General features: G+C 43.9%; 20 protein-coding genes and 1 other RNA gene. 5 read left to right on the forward strand and 16 right to left on the reverse strand.

What is annotated here, in order from left to right; translation table 11 throughout:
* The first annotated feature begins 18 nt into the window (after window positions 1-18).
* A complete protein-coding gene (locus QUA25_RS19625; protein WP_333040681.1) occupies window positions 19-210 on the forward strand; it encodes a hypothetical protein in 192 nt (63 codons plus the stop codon).
* A gap of 51 nt (window positions 211-261) precedes the next feature.
* Here the strand turns inward: QUA25_RS19625 and QUA25_RS19630 are convergent, their stop codons facing one another.
* From QUA25_RS19630 to dndB, 4 genes are all read right to left on the reverse strand, one after another.
* Window positions 262-825 carry a GxxExxY protein gene (locus QUA25_RS19630; protein WP_333040683.1) on the reverse strand — a complete coding sequence of 188 codons (564 nt, stop codon included), beginning with the start codon at window positions 823-825 and terminating at the stop codon, window positions 262-264.
* Window positions 826-955: 130 nt separating this feature from the next.
* Window positions 956-2,671, reverse strand: coding sequence for a DNA phosphorothioation system sulfurtransferase DndC (gene dndC, locus QUA25_RS19635; RefSeq protein WP_333040685.1), 1,716 nt, complete (start codon window positions 2,669-2,671; stop codon window positions 956-958).
* Window positions 2,672-2,693: 22 nt separating this feature from the next.
* Window positions 2,694-3,662 carry an HNH endonuclease gene (locus QUA25_RS19640; RefSeq protein WP_333040687.1) on the reverse strand — a complete coding sequence of 323 codons (969 nt, stop codon included), beginning with the start codon at window positions 3,660-3,662 and terminating at the stop codon, window positions 2,694-2,696.
* A gap of 180 nt (window positions 3,663-3,842) precedes the next feature.
* Window positions 3,843-4,940, reverse strand: a complete 1,098-nt coding sequence (gene dndB, locus QUA25_RS19645) for a DNA sulfur modification protein DndB (protein ID WP_333040689.1) — start codon at window positions 4,938-4,940, stop codon at window positions 3,843-3,845.
* A gap of 237 nt (window positions 4,941-5,177) precedes the next feature.
* Here dndB and QUA25_RS19650 point away from each other — a divergent pair, with 237 nt between their 5' ends.
* The 3 genes from QUA25_RS19650 to QUA25_RS19660 all read left to right on the forward strand — a co-directional run bounded on the left by QUA25_RS19650 (window position 5,178) and on the right by QUA25_RS19660 (window position 7,512).
* Entirely contained in the window at window positions 5,178-6,770 is a 1,593-nt protein-coding gene (locus QUA25_RS19650; protein WP_333040691.1) for a DGQHR domain-containing protein, read from the forward strand.
* A gap of 97 nt (window positions 6,771-6,867) precedes the next feature.
* The gene (locus QUA25_RS19655) at window positions 6,868-7,119 is read left to right on the forward strand and encodes a DUF2281 domain-containing protein (RefSeq protein WP_333040693.1); all 252 of its coding nucleotides are present in this window, start codon (window positions 6,868-6,870) and stop codon (window positions 7,117-7,119) included.
* On the forward strand, window positions 7,120-7,512 hold the full coding sequence (locus tag QUA25_RS19660; RefSeq protein ID WP_333040695.1) for a type II toxin-antitoxin system VapC family toxin: 393 nt from the start codon (window positions 7,120-7,122) through the stop codon (window positions 7,510-7,512). It abuts the gene before it with no gap.
* A gap of 12 nt (window positions 7,513-7,524) precedes the next feature.
* Here the strand turns inward: QUA25_RS19660 and QUA25_RS19665 are convergent, their stop codons facing one another.
* From QUA25_RS19665 to QUA25_RS19720, 12 genes are all read right to left on the reverse strand, one after another.
* The gene (locus QUA25_RS19665) at window positions 7,525-8,583 is read right to left on the reverse strand and encodes an endonuclease/exonuclease/phosphatase family protein (RefSeq protein ID WP_333040697.1); all 1,059 of its coding nucleotides are present in this window, start codon (window positions 8,581-8,583) and stop codon (window positions 7,525-7,527) included.
* A gap of 10 nt (window positions 8,584-8,593) precedes the next feature.
* Window positions 8,594-9,064, reverse strand: coding sequence for a DNA phosphorothioation-associated protein 4 (locus tag QUA25_RS19670; protein ID WP_333040698.1), 471 nt, complete (start codon window positions 9,062-9,064; stop codon window positions 8,594-8,596).
* 92 nt (window positions 9,065-9,156) lie between these two features.
* Complete coding sequence (locus tag QUA25_RS19675) at window positions 9,157-9,477, reverse strand: nucleoside triphosphate pyrophosphohydrolase (protein ID WP_333040700.1); 321 nt, start codon at window positions 9,475-9,477, stop codon at window positions 9,157-9,159.
* Between the two features lie 12 nt (window positions 9,478-9,489).
* Window positions 9,490-10,146 (reverse strand): Uma2 family endonuclease, encoded by a 657-nt coding sequence (locus QUA25_RS19680; protein ID WP_333040702.1) that lies wholly within the window; start codon window positions 10,144-10,146, stop codon window positions 9,490-9,492.
* Window positions 10,136-12,202 (reverse strand): AAA family ATPase, encoded by a 2,067-nt coding sequence (locus tag QUA25_RS19685; RefSeq protein WP_333040704.1) that lies wholly within the window; start codon window positions 12,200-12,202, stop codon window positions 10,136-10,138. Before QUA25_RS19685 ends, QUA25_RS19680 begins: the two co-directional genes overlap by 11 nt.
* Window positions 12,199-12,474 carry a hypothetical protein gene (locus QUA25_RS19690; RefSeq protein ID WP_333040705.1) on the reverse strand — a complete coding sequence of 92 codons (276 nt, stop codon included), beginning with the start codon at window positions 12,472-12,474 and terminating at the stop codon, window positions 12,199-12,201. Before QUA25_RS19690 ends, QUA25_RS19685 begins: the two co-directional genes overlap by 4 nt.
* Before the next feature lie 86 nt (window positions 12,475-12,560).
* A complete protein-coding gene (locus QUA25_RS19695) occupies window positions 12,561-13,907 on the reverse strand; it encodes a DNA phosphorothioation system restriction enzyme (RefSeq protein WP_333040731.1) in 1,347 nt (448 codons plus the stop codon).
* Between the two features lie 90 nt (window positions 13,908-13,997).
* Window positions 13,998-14,573 carry a Uma2 family endonuclease gene (locus tag QUA25_RS19700; protein WP_333040707.1) on the reverse strand — a complete coding sequence of 192 codons (576 nt, stop codon included), beginning with the start codon at window positions 14,571-14,573 and terminating at the stop codon, window positions 13,998-14,000.
* A 34-nt stretch (window positions 14,574-14,607) separates the two neighbouring features.
* The gene (locus tag QUA25_RS19705; protein WP_333040709.1) at window positions 14,608-15,051 is read right to left on the reverse strand and encodes a hypothetical protein; all 444 of its coding nucleotides are present in this window, start codon (window positions 15,049-15,051) and stop codon (window positions 14,608-14,610) included.
* A 197-nt stretch (window positions 15,052-15,248) separates the two neighbouring features.
* Window positions 15,249-15,629, reverse strand: coding sequence for a phasin-related domain-containing protein (locus QUA25_RS19710; protein WP_333040711.1), 381 nt, complete (start codon window positions 15,627-15,629; stop codon window positions 15,249-15,251).
* 23 nt (window positions 15,630-15,652) lie between these two features.
* Window positions 15,653-15,749, reverse strand: an RNA gene (ffs, locus tag QUA25_RS19715) — signal recognition particle sRNA small type.
* 23 nt (window positions 15,750-15,772) lie between these two features.
* A complete protein-coding gene (locus QUA25_RS19720; RefSeq protein WP_265234333.1) occupies window positions 15,773-16,039 on the reverse strand; it encodes a YciI family protein in 267 nt (88 codons plus the stop codon).
* 120 nt (window positions 16,040-16,159) lie between these two features.
* Between QUA25_RS19720 and QUA25_RS19725 the strand changes: the two genes are divergently transcribed.
* Window positions 16,160-16,714 carry a 2'-5' RNA ligase family protein gene (locus QUA25_RS19725; protein ID WP_333040713.1) on the forward strand — a complete coding sequence of 185 codons (555 nt, stop codon included), beginning with the start codon at window positions 16,160-16,162 and terminating at the stop codon, window positions 16,712-16,714.
* Window positions 16,715-16,721: the final 7 nt, after the last annotated feature.

A 16,721-nucleotide genomic window follows, 5' to 3' on the forward strand; every position in this document is an offset into this window, starting at 1 on the left:
TGTAGATGTTGTTGGTTGGTGGGGGGGGCGGTTAGCAACGGATTTGGTAGCGGATTTAACGGATGGCTGGTTGGTGGGAGGCGATTAGCAACGGATTTAACGGATGGGTGGTTGGTGGGGGGGGCGGTTAGCAACGGATTTGGTAGCGGATTTAACGGATGGCTGGTTGGTGGGGGGCGATTAGCAGCGGATTTGGTAATCACCCACTAATCATCCGTTACATCCGTTACAAAATCCGTTGCTAACCGTCCCCCCCCCTTGCTACCAATCAATCACATCGGTTGAATCTTCCTCCTGGTTCTGGGGTGTAATGCTGGGCGGTAAGGGGAGTTCCGCATCTGTTTCTTCATAGGTTCCTGAACTTCCTCTTGTCCAACCCCTGCCACTTGTTTTCGGCGTCCACAAGTATGGTTGAATGTGTTTTTGCCAACCTTGTACAGATTTTGGTGGGAGGATGCGGTGATATTCTAATTTGCTGCGTCCAAAGTTTATAAATAAACCTACTTGCGCTCCTGTAGCTGCTACGTAAGCTATTATTTGAGCTTTATCTTTATCGGTCATTGGATAACTTACGGCTTTATCCTCTACTACAATACCTTGATTCACCCAATGGTCTAGATAGAGGATTCCCATCCAAACTTCACCGTCGTAAATTTGTCTGGGATACTCCATTTCTGTTGTTAAACCGGCTTCTATCATTTCTGCATCAAAGGCTCTTTGGTAATGTTTTTCTCTTAAACCTTTTTGCGTCCTCCGGTGTACTCTCATTGCACAGCCGATGATGCTGTATGTAATATCCTGATGGGGAATATTAGGATTAATCATGGTCGTAAAAATTTTGTAATTTCAACGATGAGGCTTGGGCAATAATGAGGTTAGTTGACAGCCTATTGTATCCGATCGCTCGGCGGGGTGGCTGTCAACAAGTTTGGGTTTAACCGCAGGCTAGCGCGTGCTAATCGCTAGGTTTTTCCCCTCCTAAATTTGGCGGTGAAAATTTAATATCCGCCCAAGACAACTGTCTGCTTTGATTGCTGTTGCTTTCGAGTTCTTCTTTAAGTTTGGCAATATCAACGGTATCGTTTTTGGCGGAACTGTTGGTTTGGGCGATCGCATCTTTGAATTGCTGAATGTTTTCCGTCGGATTTGCTTTAATATCTTCCACCGCTTTTTTTAAATTGCGTTGATAGTGGGCATTGCCAATCGCTTCTTCCTTCGATCGCGAACTGGTTTCAAAGCATTTGTCCAAATCGGCGTAAATGCCTGTACGGCGGGGTTTTGTGTAGTATTGGCGTTCTGTATCCAGGAGTTTTGCCATCAATTCGAGGTGCATTTTGTCGTCGCTGCAAATCTCTTCGATCGCAGTCCATTCATCGCTACCGAGGAGTTTTCTTTCGGCGGCGGGACGGGAATCTTCAAAAGGTTCGCCCGTGACTTCTTCGTAAATCCGGGGCAAAGAATCGTCGAATTCGTGCTTTTCTTCCAGCCAAATGCGGCGGATTTCGCTAAGTTCTTCTGGGGTAATTAAGGTGATGTCGCGCATTTCTAGGGGGGCGGTTTTGCGGATTTGGGTTTGTGCTTCCAAGACTCGTCTCAGCCAGTGTTCTCGCCAGAATTTGGTGTAGGGCCCTGGGATGGGTTCGACGGAGGTTGTGTCGTCGCCCATGTTGCGTTCAAACAGTTCTACTCTACCGTAGATGCGTCGGAAGTCTCTTTTGGGGCGATCGTCTTTTATGTCTAATTCGTTGCGAATATCGAGAAGAGGCTGCATCCATTCTTTTTCCTCATCGTTTTGAATCATTGCCTCCATAGATTTGTCTTGGCTTACCATTGTGCAAACCCAGCAGCCAAAGCGAGAACTGCCGCAGCTAGGTGTAGACGTATCGACAACTAAAGGACATTCATTGTCTGCTGTTGCGCCTCGATACATGGTAAATAAATCTTTATTGCTATTTTCCCAAGGATTAGGCCACTGATTCAGAAAAATCCAGACTTCATCAGTTCGCCAATCTTCTATCGGACTATAAATTAGGGAATTAGGCAGACTAGGACTCTGATAAAGCAGAGATTTAATGGAACTAGATTTATCATTTAGACGGTCACTCATGCGACCTATTTCATGTTTCTCCATTGAAACAGCGCGTTTAATGCTTTCAGCTTTGCGAGTACCCAATATCAGAATTACTTCTCCATTGATTCTCACCATATCACGAACAAACCGATTAGAAGGAAGGATTTTCAGGCGTTCAGTACACCAGCGAAATCCATGTCTCGGGGCTGGGTAGCCTTTTCCCATCAAGTTGACCCAGAAAGTATCTTTGACATCTGGATAAAGCATATGAGGCTCTATTGGGAGCTGCTGCTTTATAGCCGCAGACTTCATCTGTTTTAATGACTGACGTACCCAAGTAGAAACTATCGGGTTCTCTACCAGTGTATCTGTGGTAATTACATAAATTTTTTTCGTCCTTTTTTCAGGTGGTAATTCTGCTATTGCATACCAGATAAGCTGCACTACCGCAGTGCTGTCTTTCCCACCGGAATATCCTAAAACCCAAGGTAGATCATCTAAACAATATAAATCTCTAATTTCTTGACTTAATTTTTTTATTTCTTCCACTAAGTCCCTAACGGTACGGGGTGGAAAAAGTGGTAGCATTGTTTCAGTCATGTCTTCAACCTCAGTTACTTTATTAAGCTCTAAATACATTCTGCCGATGCCATTCTAGCGATTCAAGTCTTGGTAAATCTTGGTCGGAAGTGGGCAGGAGAATAGTTTCACTATGAAAATCTTTCATACATCTGGCATTGGGGGATTCCTCTTCTAAGTCATTAGCGACGATAATTCTATAATTATCATCTATAGCAAACCAACCCTGGTCAAAAGCCCAATGATGATTTTTGCACAAGGATATCCCATTATTAATTTGATTATCATAGAACTTTGAAAATGGCTTAATATGTGAGCCATCTACAATATTTTGAGTTAGATTTCTGATAACTTTCAATCGACAAAATGCACACTTGTAATCATAGGTATGTACTACTGCTTTCCTGAAAAAAGCATTTCTAACAGCAGATTTTGTTAAATAAAATCTCGGTTCTCCGTCAGAAACTTCGGCTGTAGCCGACATTTCTCTTTCTGTGTGACTAACATTTTCAAACTCTTGATTTACCTGCAAAATCTCTCCAATATCGTCTCTATTTGATGAAAACCATTTAGCAATCAGTGTATCTATTAATTCCGCTCTAGAATTTTGGTCTTGGAGTAAATCGAATAATTCATTATCCCAACTACCGTATTCTACAGCTTCTCTTAGCTTGTTAGTTGTTTTAGGCTTTGAACCGTTAAATCCCGATTTCAATGTTTTATGCCAGAATCCATCACCTTCCAAATGCCAAAATGGATAGTACAAACCACGATTGTGAGAGTCAGAACCTAAAATTTCCCAATACTTGTTAAATGTTTTAACCAAGGCGTCCGAAACATAAATTCGATTTTCCCTAATTATTCCTTGAGCAATTAGATCGATGATTGACAATAGTAATATTGGCTTATGATTAGCTTGACCACGTTGGCGTGTGTTATTTACATTAAGAGCTGCAAAACGTTGGCGATAGTATGCTAAATTCTTATTTTCGGACTCTTCTCCTGTAGTCATTTCCTCCTCCCGCTATGATTAAATACAATCCGAGCTAAAATTTTACACTCTTTTCAACAAAAAGTTAAGCACCGCAAGGCACAACCATAACGCAGAAACTAGACAATTTAAGCAGTGTCAGCAGACTAAAAAGTAATTTTATAGCCGAAACAGGAGATAATTATATCACTGTCCGCGTGCCTATGCGGTTTCCAAACCCAACCGCTTTTTCAAATAATCAGTCATCCAACTAACACTCGCCCTCGACTTAGAAATCCCCCCTTTCAACAAAATCCCTCCCTCCCAATCAGGATTAGAAATCGACCAATCAACCTGCTGCAAAAGGCTCAAACGTTCCTCCCAACTTTCAGGAAAAACCGATCGCAAAGCTGCCCCAACTTCCCCCAAACTCTCAAGCACAACACTGTGACAGTGCACGCAATCCCGGCGCATTTCCCCCGCCGCAACTTGCTTGTGCAGAACTAATTGCCAATCTGGAATAAAAGTGCTAACTGCATTCCAATAACTAACCGCCAGTTGTATTTTTTGAGCGAGTTCTTCCTCTTTCTGTTCTTTTTTGGTGCGAGAACCAGAGGGTTTTGCCTGTTCGCTGCCGTGAATATTAGACAGCAAAGCCATAATAGCACGATCGATCGCACTCAGCGCAAACAACTTGTGCGATCGCCCGTTCAAACTCCCCCTCTCCATCTCAGTCAAACACCGGAAAACCTCAACCTGCTTAACCACCGCCTTCACCACAAAAGCGCGATCGTCCCGGTGGTTGTAAAGTACACTTAGCGACGCCTCCAAAGGAACTTGAAAATTATTCAAATCAGCAAACATCTGCTGCGATTTTTCCAACCCAATATCGAGAAACAAAATCAGCGCCACCGTCTCATATCCCAACTGCGGATTTTCCCTCAAAGCCATCTCAAAAGCCGCGCGCCGATGCTGTCCGTCATTAATAGTAAACTTAGCATCCATCGGCACCCGCAAGCGACCAATTTTCCGTTCTTCTGCCTCATTTCCCACAGCTTCAAAAGTAATATCCGCATCAATCGAAGCAGCTATTGCCCCACAAGTATAATTTGTAGGATTCTTAACAAAATAATCAGCAATTTCGGGAATTCTAGCTTTGTTAAGCGCGCGTTTCGCCCGCATTGATGGCGGCAAATCTTCAGATTCAAAGGGAAACAATTTCGGCAAAAAACGCACCGGACACATCGACACGTAATATTCGCGGCCCGCTTGAATTCCCCGGATCACCGGCAAAATGTATTCAAAGGAAGGAGTAGACATATTTTAGAATGGGGCATTGGGAATGGGGCATGGGGCATGGGGCATGGGGCATGGGGCATGGGGCATGGGACATTGGGCATTAATAGCTATTGACTTTTTGCAAGTTTTATGATGTTTAGGTGGGCTGTTCGGGCATAACTTAAGTATTTCACAATGTTTTTTTAAAAACAAGCGTTGACAGAAAATTTAATATATGATATTTTTAAAAAAAATAGCCTAATTATCTAAAAACCGCCGATGAACAATAACCCAGCGGATGACCTCGCTAGCAAAATTTTAGAAAAAGAAAATAGCGACAGACAGGAAATCGCACTTTTATTAGATAATTATTTAGGAAAGGACGATCGCATTTTCGTCCAAAAAACCCAGATGGGAAACAGCGAAGCATACATCGGTTCAGTCACCCTAGAATGGTTAGACTCTCGCGTCCGTTTCGCCTCGCAAATGCCGCTTTTCCGCCAAAAATTCGACCTCCAAACCAACAACATCGTCCGCGACGACGAAACCATTGACGAAATTATCCAGCGTCCCTTAGATTGGTCGCGCCAAGCCGCCTTAACTCAATATTTAGCAGCCCGAAAATCGCACAAATTCCCCGCAGTTTTAGTAGTCGTCAGTCCCCCGTGGGTAGACAATCCTCTAGCCGAGGAATGGGATAAAAATGGCGTAGCAACCAAATCCGCGACTGAATTTACATCCTTTGATAAAAACGAGAACTTAGGGCTTTTGAATGTTTCAAAAGAACTCTCAATTTTTGCCTTAGACGGCCAGCATAGGCTGATGGGAGTTCAAGGTTTAATCAGTTTAATTAAAACCGGAATCCTGCAAAGATACAACAAAAATAAAAAACCTGTCGGCGCTGCAATTACTCTGGAAGATTTAGCAGAAGAGTATCAAATCGACCCCGAAACAGTGTATAAATTAGCTCACGAAAAAATCGGGATTGAGTTTATCCCGGCGGCGGTAGCGGGCGAAACGCGACAGCAAGCACAACGGCGCGTGCGATCGATCTTTGTGCACGTTAACCTAATGGCGGTCACGCTGAGTCAGGGCCAGCTAGCATTATTGAACGAGGACAACGGATTTGCGATCGCAGCCCGAAAAATTGCCGTCACCCATCCGTTATTAAAAGAACAAGATGACAGAAATCCCCGCGTCAATTGGGACAGCGCCACAGTCGCAGCCAAATCAACTGTCTTAACCACATTGCAAGCGCTGCAAGATATGTCCGAACGGTATTTAGAATACAAATTCCCCCATTGGAAGCCGGAACGAAAAGGTTTAATTCCCATGCGTCCCGAAGATGAAGAACTGAAAGAGGGAATTGAAGAGTTTAAAAAATTGTTCGATCATTTAGCAACTTTGCCCAGCTATCAAAGAATTGAAAGCGGCGAAGAAACGGCGGAATTGCGCCGATTTAGTTTTGAAAAGCCAGGGGGCGAGGGAAATATTTTGTTCCGTCCAGTCGGTCAAATTGCTTTAGCTAATGCTTTGGGAATTCTAGTATTTAGGAAAAAACTTTCCCTGAAATCTATTTTCGACAAACTCCGGAGATTCGATGTCGATGAAGGATTTAGCCACATGGACAATCCTGAGTCTGCCTGGTACGGGATATTGTACGATCCGAACAAAAAGCGAGTGCTAGTTTCTGGAAAGGATTTAGCGACGAAGTTAATTGTATATTTGGTGGGGGGAATTCAGGACGATATGGAGCGAGCTCATTTGCGGCAAGCGGTAGCGGAAGCGAGGACTTTTGAGGATAAAGCTGTTAGTTTTAATGGCAGGTTTGTGCAGCCGCAAGAGGTAGGATTGCCGCCAGTGCTGAGCTAAGTTTTTCTTGGGCAAAGTCCACAGCGACGAAGACTGATAAAGCAGGGATCAAATTGGTTTTGTATAATTGAATCTGCACCTTACCTAGAAGCAGATTATGACCATCGCTGAACAGATTTACGCAATCGTCAAAACCCTTCCCAAAGACCAAGCCAGCGAAATTCTCACTTTCGCTGAATTCGTTTGTGCCAAGCACCTGAGCGCCAACCAACCAACAGACACCGTAGACTCTCCGATTCCTTGGACTGAACTTGTTTTTTCCCTTGCTGGAACTTGGGCAAAAGATTTTCCATCCTTGGAATATATTTGTGCTGAATCCGGACAAGACATCCTGCGGGAGAGTCTGTAAATGTACGTTTTGGATACCAACACTTTGATCTACTATTTCAAAGGTCAAGGACAAGTTGCTCAAAACCTTGCTAATGTTTCTCCCCAGGAAATAGTCGTTTCTACGATCGTCCTTTTTGAGTTGCAAGTCGCCATTGCTAAATCCAATTCGCCGGCAAAACGCACCCAACAACTTCAGCAATTTTTGAGCAGAGTTAACGTTATTCCTTTCGATCGCGATGCTGCTCTTGCGGCTGCTACAATTCGCGCCCAGTTGGAGCAACAAGGTACTCCCATCGGCCCGATCGATGTTTTGATTGCAGGGACAGCCGTAGCCCTCCAAGCGACTCTCCTCACCCACAATGTCAACGAATTTTCTAGAGTTTCGGAACTCGCAATCGCCGACTGGTATTGACTATAAAACTTCTCACAATCTGGCTTCCTTTAACAAAATAAGTTCTGCTCCTACAGGCAAATGATCGGACTCCGTGGCCTTCAAAACCGAACTAGATTTAGCACCCCAATGCTTGGAATACCAAATATAATCAATCCGGAAAACGGGATAATTTAATCTCCAATTGGACCTTTTTACCAAGAATTTAAGTTCCCAACCGCGAGGCCAGGTAAAACCAAACCCAAATCCAGATTTTCGGAAAGAATCTTGCATGACTTTCTGCACCCTGTCATAGTCTTGGGTTTCGTCTGTCATATTAAAATCGCCTGCGACAATTACTGGCAGAGTTTCTCGCTCAACTCGCTGCACTAAGTCTTGAATTTCAGGCGAACGTTTGTCATATTTGTAAACTGGAATTTTGAGAAAACGCCATTTTTTAGATATTTTCAACCACGGCCCGGTAGCTTGCATATTATAAATCACTACTTCTTGTTCCTTAAATTTAATAATTGCCCGCTGCTGCGTTTCTGGATGGTCGGCTAAGTGCAGTATTTCGCTCGATACAATGGGATATTTACTGAGAATTCCTACAGGGGGAGTGCCAATTTGATAGGGGTAGTCTGCTTTTAACCAGGTGAAAGCTCTTTCAGTATGTTTCCTAACAATTTCTTGTAAAAATATAATATCAGGTTTTTGCTGGTCAATCAGCTTAGATAAAGTAGGTGACTGAGTTTTATACCAACTGAGGTTATGGGATAAAATTTTGATGCTGGGCTGCGAATTTGTGATGTTTATTGGTGCGGGAGAAAAATATTTGACGTGCAGCCAACTTATTAGAAGAATGCAGGCGATCGCAGAAATAATAGTGAACCATCTTTTTTTGATGATCAACAATCCGATGATGGGAAGCAGGAAAGTTGGGAATAAAATTAAGGGGCTAAAAGTGCTAATTAAGGCAATAATTCCTATTCTATCCCAAAAGATTAGTTTGAGAATGAAATAACAGATAATAAATGCTGAGTAAATGTAAACAAGAAATTTTGCAGATTTCTTTAAGCATCTCTTGATTATATCTTTTGGGATGTGCTTCATTGGAAACCTATTAAAATAAAAACTTGCTTAAATCGAATTCTTCATTTGACCGATGTTGGTTATCTCTTTCGGAAATCAAAACCAACAAAAGGCGATCGGTATAATCCGCCGCACCCCGCAACTCTTCTCGCAATATTTCCAGTCCGCCATTAGCATATTCTTCAAAAATTTGCAAGCGTTCTGCTTCCAATTTTTCGTCGAGATGGGAGAGAATTTGAGGATTTTTGGTTTCGGCGATCGCAATTAATTTAATCGCCATATCGTAACCCCTGGATACAAAAATATCAACATCGATCGCACCCGGTTCTCGTTTAGAAATTTCCCCCAAAGGCGATCGTTTTTTCCGCTGATTTCCCAACGCTGCGGCAAACGCGATGACATCGGCGTAAGTCTGAAATGGCGCGGAGTTGTTATCCGATAAAGTTAAGGATTTGACTAACTCGGCTTTATCTTTAGCAATTCTAATTTTGTTAGCACCCATTGGGATTAATATGTACTTTTTAACTGAGTAATTTGATTGATAGAGTAACCGCAGATTAGAGGCAGATAAACACAGATTAACGCAGATAATTTTCAGAATGTCCGCAATAACATAATTTTTTGGGCAAAACCTCCTCTTGCTTCCCGCCGCTTCGTTTGTTCGTCCAAAAGTCGATCGCCCGAAATGCCGAAACTCGCCATCACCGCATCTATCACCTCATACAAATCCGCCAATTCCGCCACCAAATCTTCTTCATCAGCAGCCGCCGCTTCCCCCGCTTCTTCAATCAATTTCTGCAGCAAAGCTTGACGGTATTCTGCCTCAGACAAAATTACAACCTCGCATTCATTCCCACTTTGGCGAATAATTTCAGGAATGCGATCGCGCACCAATTTATGATACTCTTTTTCCACGTCCAACTCCCTTCAACCTTGACTAAAAGTTTGAATTAACCAGCGATTAATTTCCCCATCATCTTGCGTTTGACTCCGATTCAAAGCTTCCTCAACTAACCGGATTTCCAGCCCAGGTAAAACCCGCGACTCTTGAATTCTCCGGCTACCTCCGCCATTAATCGCAAACGCAAAAACCTCCCGCGTGTTTGCACGTTCAACCCAATATTCACTAATTCCTGCATTTTCGTAAAGCAACCGCTTGCTGCCTAAATCATCGTTAAAAGAAGATGCACCAATTTCTATTACCAAATTAGGCGGATCGTATTCATCCAAATCAACAGGTGAATTGCTGTCATTAGGAGGAACTCTCAAATCTGAACCGATGTAGTAAGCTAAATCAGGTTGAAACTCGCGAATACCTGATTTCCTAAAACTGCCATTAGCAAATTGAACTACTCGGATATTTCTCAATGTAGCAAACAGAATAACTACATACGGGATGATTGAATTATGACGCGCGTGCAATGGTCCTACTGGTGACATTTCTACCCTCATGTGTCCTTGATAATAATAAAACTTGCCCTTTTCCCATGCTGAATCCTCAGCAAAATTTAGAAACTCTTCCCACGTCGCCTTCACCCAAATATCCGTTTCCAAAACCTGCGTAATTGCCGAATTAGAAGCCATAATCCACCTCTACAATTTCTGTATATTCAAATTCATTTGGACTGCGCCTAACTAAAGGATAGCGCGTCCCGCCCAGTTCGATCGCATCTTCTTCACAATCAGCTTTCGGAGAATTGTACACCAGCACGTATTCCCTGCCGATGCAACTTTCCATCTCTTGAGCAACTTCTCCGCGCCACTGAGTTTTTGTTACCAAAACTACCAATTGATTCGCCAACTTCGGCAGTTTATTTGCAATTTGCTTGCGATAAATCTCGTCCAAACTGCCAAAGGGAGAATCCATCACAATTGGAAACGTACTGCTATCCGGGCCCATCAAAGTATTCTTTTGACTCCACTCCCGCACGCCCTCAATAATCCCGCCGATAAACGATAAACTGAGAATTTGATTTTCTCCCGTAGAAGCGGCAACCAAAGATTCTTTGCCCGACGTGTTTTCTACTAGCGTCAGTTCGTATTTATCGCTCAACTTGGGGATGTAAGGAGTAAAAGAAATTTGACTAAAAATATCTTGCACTCGCTTTTCCAACTGAGAACAAAACTGTTTTTCTAAGCGCGATCGCACTTCAGTTAGGCGATCGATCGCATCCTGAGTCGCAGCAATCCGGCGCTGGGCTAATACTTGCCTTTGCTCATTCAGTTGCTGCTTGTCGATTTGCTTGTCCAGATTCGCGATCGACGCCTTCAAACTCTCAATCTGCTGCTGGTTAGAGCCTGTTTCGCGGTGCAAATCGCCAATTTTTGCCTCAATTTCATCCAAGCGCTTTTGTAAGCGGCTGACATCGCCGTCAGGAAAATTTCGCAGCTTGTTGTGAATATCGTCTAGCTGATTTTCCACCCGAGAAAGTTCGGTTCTGTCACGGCTGATATTGCCTTGCTGTCGGTCAATTTCCTCCCAAAAATCAGTTACTTGTCTATCAATTTCATTTACTCGATCGCTAATCCGAATAGTTGTTTCTTCCACATCCCCAACACCCGCCTTATCCATCCAACCGCTAACCTGTTGGCGAGATTCAGAACCCTCCACTAATTCCGCACCGCAGATACACCGCTGCTGCGCTAATAACTCTTCCAAAAACGGCCGCTGAATCCCCGAAAGCAACTCGCCTTTTTCTCGTAAACCCCCGACAATCACTTGAAATTCAGCCGCCGCATCTGACAGAAATACCCCGTAACCTCGCATAGAAATTGAGCGTTTGAGAGCATCTGTAGCTTGTGCAATTTGTTGCTTAAATAAACTTTTCTGCATTTCCAATTCGTCTCGCAACTTTTGCAAATCGGCCGCACCGCTAAGTTCCAACAAATTACCATTAACTGCTTTTTTTAACTCCCCTTGGTTCGCCAATTCCCGCTCGATTTCTACTTGTCTGCTCGCAAGTTGCTCAGCTTCTTGCTCAATCTTTTGCTTGTCTTTTAAAAGTTTCTTCGTTTCAGCATTCCCAATTATATTTAAATCTGTCTCTAGAGATTTTTTCGCTTCTCCTAAATGCCGGATCGAGCGATTCAACACTTCTACCCCCAGCAACTCCTTAGTAGCTTCCGCAATTTCTGCCTTCTTGTCATAGCGGACAATCTGCTCGATTCGCTCCCCATCAAAAAAGAAATATTTATGTAAACTTTCCGGCAAAATCCGCCCGATAATATCATCGGGATGCTGATCCGGCTTCAGCCACAGACCGTTATCTTTGGCTACACTCAGAAACAATTCAGCCTTGCCATGTTCTACAGTATTTTCACTTTTATAAGCACGACAGATGCGTTTTGCTTGGTAGCGCGTGCTGTCGTGTTCAAACACAATTTCCGCCCAACAACCTACGGCTTTTCCCATTTCCGCCTCGGCCAGAGCGCGCTTGTTTACTAATTGTTCTTCTGCCGCAAAAGCCGCGCTAAATTGTCCGTAAAGTACCCACGTAAAGGCATTCATTAAAGCCGTTTTTCCAGCGCCGTTATTACCGTGAATTACTGTAATATTTTGCCCGCCCCAAGCTAGTCTAATTTCGGGGCTTTTGCCGTAAAATTGACGAAAGTTGCACAGAGTAATTGAGATTAACTTCATACAATTGCTTCCTTAATGATTTTTAAAATGTCATCGTTAATGTGGCGGGGAGCTCTCATGTACAACTTATCTTTTTCAATTTCCAATACCCGCTCAATAATTTGTCGGACTTCCGGCGGCGCGCTAGTAATAGGTTGCTGTACGTCGCTGAATTCCTGATGAGTTTGATAAGAAGAACGTTTTTCTGCTAAAATGCTTGTCGGTAAGGCTGCGATCGCACTATCTTCATATCTAAATGCCATAATCAGATTTTCATTCAGATTTTCAGTCATTTTTTTTTCAAATATTAAAAACTAGCAACTCAAACTGCGCTCAAATAATTCTCTATTCTCAAACATAAACCGAACCTTAATAAATGTCAAATGTCTAATAGCCCGTAACGCTTCTGAAGTTGCAACAATTTGACTCTAGCTTCCCCAGCATTGTCGGCTAAATCGGCAAATTCCAAGAACCGCTTCAACTCTTTTCGCAGCAAATTGCGCTCGACTTCTAAGGTTTCTCTGCCCAAATCAGGAGGCAAAACTATCATGTCAAATAAAGTTGCCCTTTCCTTCCCCGGATGCGGCCGCAAAATTCGTCCCCGGCGCTGAATAAACTGGCGCGGATTGCTGCTGCTTGCTAAAATTACAGCATTGCGAATTGCCGGAATATCCACGCCTTCATCCAAACACCGAATTGCTACCAAACCTTGCAATTCTCCACTCTCAAATTGCTGGCGCAATCGTTCTCTTTCTGCTAAAGGAGTTGCCGCAGTATAAGTGTTAACTCGGTAGCCTAATTCTGAACCCAATAACTTCGCGGTTTCTGTTAGTTGGCGGTTGTTATTTCGGCGCGCACTTCCTTCGATCGCACCGTCGCCGCAGTAAAATAAAGTATGGGCTGTGTCGAGACGGTGAATCATTAATTCTCGCAAAGCTGTTAATTTATTAGCCGCCGCTCCAATCAACCGGGCTCGCTGCATCAATAAAGTCGTTAAAGCATCGTTTTCTTCTACTTTTTCATCGCCCCAAAGCGCCCAGCCAATCTTTTGAGTTAAGCGGGAATACTTGCGGGTTTCGGCTTCGGTCAATTCTACTAAAATTGGATAGTATAAATAATGTACTAATGCTTTTTGGCGGATGGCGTCGGCTAAGGTGAGTTCCGGCTGCAAAACAGGGCCGAAATAATCTAAAATAGCTTCGGTTCCCTGTTCGTCGAAATGCCTTTCTGGGGTGGCGGAAAGGGCGAGTCGCAGTCCAATATTGCGCGGCAAACTTTCTCCTAAACGGGGCGCGCCTAAGTTGTGAACTTCGTCTCCAATAATCAGGGTTTTTTCTGGGAAATAGCGCAGTTGCGATCGCAAACTATCTCCCATTAAGGTAGCATTGGTAGTGATGATGGTGAGAAATGCTCGCTCGCCCGATCGCACTTCATACAAACCCGCAGCCAGCTTGTTTTGCCAACTGCGGGCGCTATCAAAAGCCAAAATAGGTTTTAAACCAAATTTCTCGGATTCGCGCGCCCACTGATTCACCAGGTGGCAGTAAGGGCAAATTACGAGCAGGACTTGCAGGTTAATTTTATTGTATAATTCAGTGGCGATCGCCAGCGCAGTAATCGTCTTGCCGCTACCCGTCGCCATCTTCAGTGTACCGCGTCCCTGATTCGCAAACCAATTAGCAACCGCCACTCGCTGATACTGTCGCAATTGCAGCGATGGCGGCATTTTCGGAAACCCAAATTGCGAATTATTAGCCGTTGAGCGATTCACCTTTAAATGTGGTTAGATGCAAAATTCCCTATACTCAACTGTAACTCACGGGCGATCGAAACTTAACAGCCCAAACAAATCCGCCGCCGACATTTGCAAACCCGACAGCACATCGAGCACAGGTAAAATGTCCTGATTCTCCTTCGCCTCTGGTTGCTGCTGCGGTTTAAAAACAAGAACTAATTTTTCTTCCGGGTCAATCAACCAACCCAGTTTAGCATTGTGATTTAAGCAAAACAAAATATTATTAATGACCCGAGTTGGATTTTGATCCGGCGATAAAATCTCAATTGTCCAATCCGGCACAATTTCAAACCTATTTTCTATTTCTCCATTAGCATTGATAGGAATGCGCGACCACTCAAACACGGCAATATCTGGAACAAGAGAACGTCCCCCAAAAGTGCAGCGCAATTCTGGAAACGCATAAGCTAACTTCTGCGGTTTGCCAACTCGATTAATAACAGATGGAAACTCGAATTGTAACGTACTGTGTTTTCCTTGGGGCATAGCTTTTTGATAAATTTGACCGTCAACATACTCGCTAGCCGGCTTAGTCTCTGGCAATAGCAGAAACTCTTCCAGAGAAATCTTTGACGGAGACTGAATTGACGTTACCATAAGCTATTAACCCCTCAACAACTCAACTGGGCCATTAAAAATCTGCATCGCCGTCTGTTTCCCAATCAGCACAACTCTCCGATTCCACACCAGTAGGGTGCATCGCACAAACCAACAAATTTCCCCCGTAAACTTGACCGTGATAGTTGCGACAACCGCGACAAGCCGGCTGCTGCGTCGGCGAAGGGTCTACATAAGTCACCATCGACAAATCTATCTCATCAAATTGCGGGTCGAAGTCGCGGCAAATTTCAATTATCGGTTCGATAAATTCATTCAATAAACCGTCAAATTCATTGAAATAACCGTCAATGTCGTTAATCAGATTATTTTGTACTTGTTCAGTAAACTCTTCCGACATTTTTGCCAAAACGTCCAGCATTTCGACAAACTCTTCGCCCATTTCGCTGAAAAAATGCTCTACTTCAGAAACAGCATTTTCCATTGCTCCAAAAAAATCTTTAGACCAATCTTCCATGAATTTGACAGTTGGCTATTACAAAATATTTTACAGACAAGTGCAGCCAGCCTCAAGTGAAGTGCTTGCACCTACTTTCAATTCTATTACCTATTGCCTGATATCCGTCCACATCTGACAGGGGAGATATTCAAAAAGGGAACTCAAGAGTATTATCTGAGTTCCCTTCATGCTTTGCTGAGCGAGCTTTTTTGAGTTTAATCCCGCTTCAGCCGCCGCAATTCCTCTTGTAAATTCTGCACCTGTTCGCGGAGCTTGTCTACGCCGCCTGTCTCTTTAGCATCTTTTGCCGAGACATCTTCTTCCTCAGAAATAATTTCAATCCGCCGAGGTTCAGCCGGTTTTTCGTTCCCAGCCGATGCTACGGGGGGCTGCTGCTGAGCCTGTTGCACCATGTCATCAACAAAGCGGCGAGCTTCTTCCGTTGACATCTCACCACGCTTGACTAATTCGTCTGCCAGCTTTTGGGCTTCAGTGCGTAATTCAGTTAACTTGCTGCCAGCTTTTTCACCAGCGTAAGAAGCTAGCCCGACACCAAGGTAAACTGCTTTTTGTAAAATATCTCCGAAACCAGGCATAGGAGCTACACCTCATAAAACTGGGTGAACCGGAGACCACGCCTATTACAAGCATCCCGTGTTGCTGCTACCTTCCGGTCCTGACAAGATTTGGGCGTTGGAATCGCGTGGGTCCAGTTCATATATGAGTATAACACAGTTATTTATTCTTCAACCACACACCAGTGATAAATTTCATAAATAACGCAACCGTTCTTCACCAGCGGGTCTTCAGCGACGATCGCCTTCGCCTCATCCATCGAACCCGCCTCAAACATCAACATACCGCCGCCGCGCCGCGCCCAGTAGCCAGTTTTCGCTCGGTGTCCTTTAGAAATCAACTCTCGGACATAAGCTCTGTGAGCTGGCACGTATTGGTCAAAGACAGGCTTTTCGACAATTCCTTGCTCAATTTTGACAAACCAAGGCATTTTTATTTGGGATTTTTGATTTTATATTTTAGATTGGGAATGGGTGATCACCAATGGGATCTAGGGCAAATGCTCTATATTCCATTTTGCACCATCCTTTCTTAACTGCGATGTTATCCGATGAACCAGTCAAAAAAGCGATTTTTTATTGCCCTCGTGCCACCTCCCGATATTGAACAGCACATTACTGAGATTCAACAGTATTTTGCGGAACACTACAACAGCCGCAGTGCTTTGAAGTCGCCGCCGCACATCACGCTGCAACCTCCTTTTCACTCGTTAGCGGAGGATGTTCCCAAATTAGAGGAAAGTTTGAAGGAGTTTTCGGCAAATCGGCTGCCCATTCCCGTTACTCTATCCGGTTTTGCTGCTTTCGCGCCCCGCGTCATTTACGCTGATGTTGTCAAATCACCCGAATTGCTGGAAATTCACAAAGATTTGATGAGTTATTTGGAGGCAAATTTGGGAATAGTTGATCGAGTTTCTCAGACTCGCCCATTTGTACCACACATGACAGTAGCCTTTCGCGATTTAACTAAAGAGAATTTTCAAACGGCTTGGTTGGAATTCTCCGGGCGATCGCTCCACTTTGAGTTTACCGCTTCGGCATTAACTTTGCTGCTTCACGACGGCAGCCGGTGGAACATCAGCAACCAATTCCCCCTTTCCGCCTAAACTCTCT

Source organism: Microcoleus sp. Pol17C6, from assembly GCF_036701145.1.
Taxonomy (GTDB): Bacteria; Cyanobacteriota; Cyanobacteriia; order Cyanobacteriales; family Microcoleaceae; genus Microcoleus.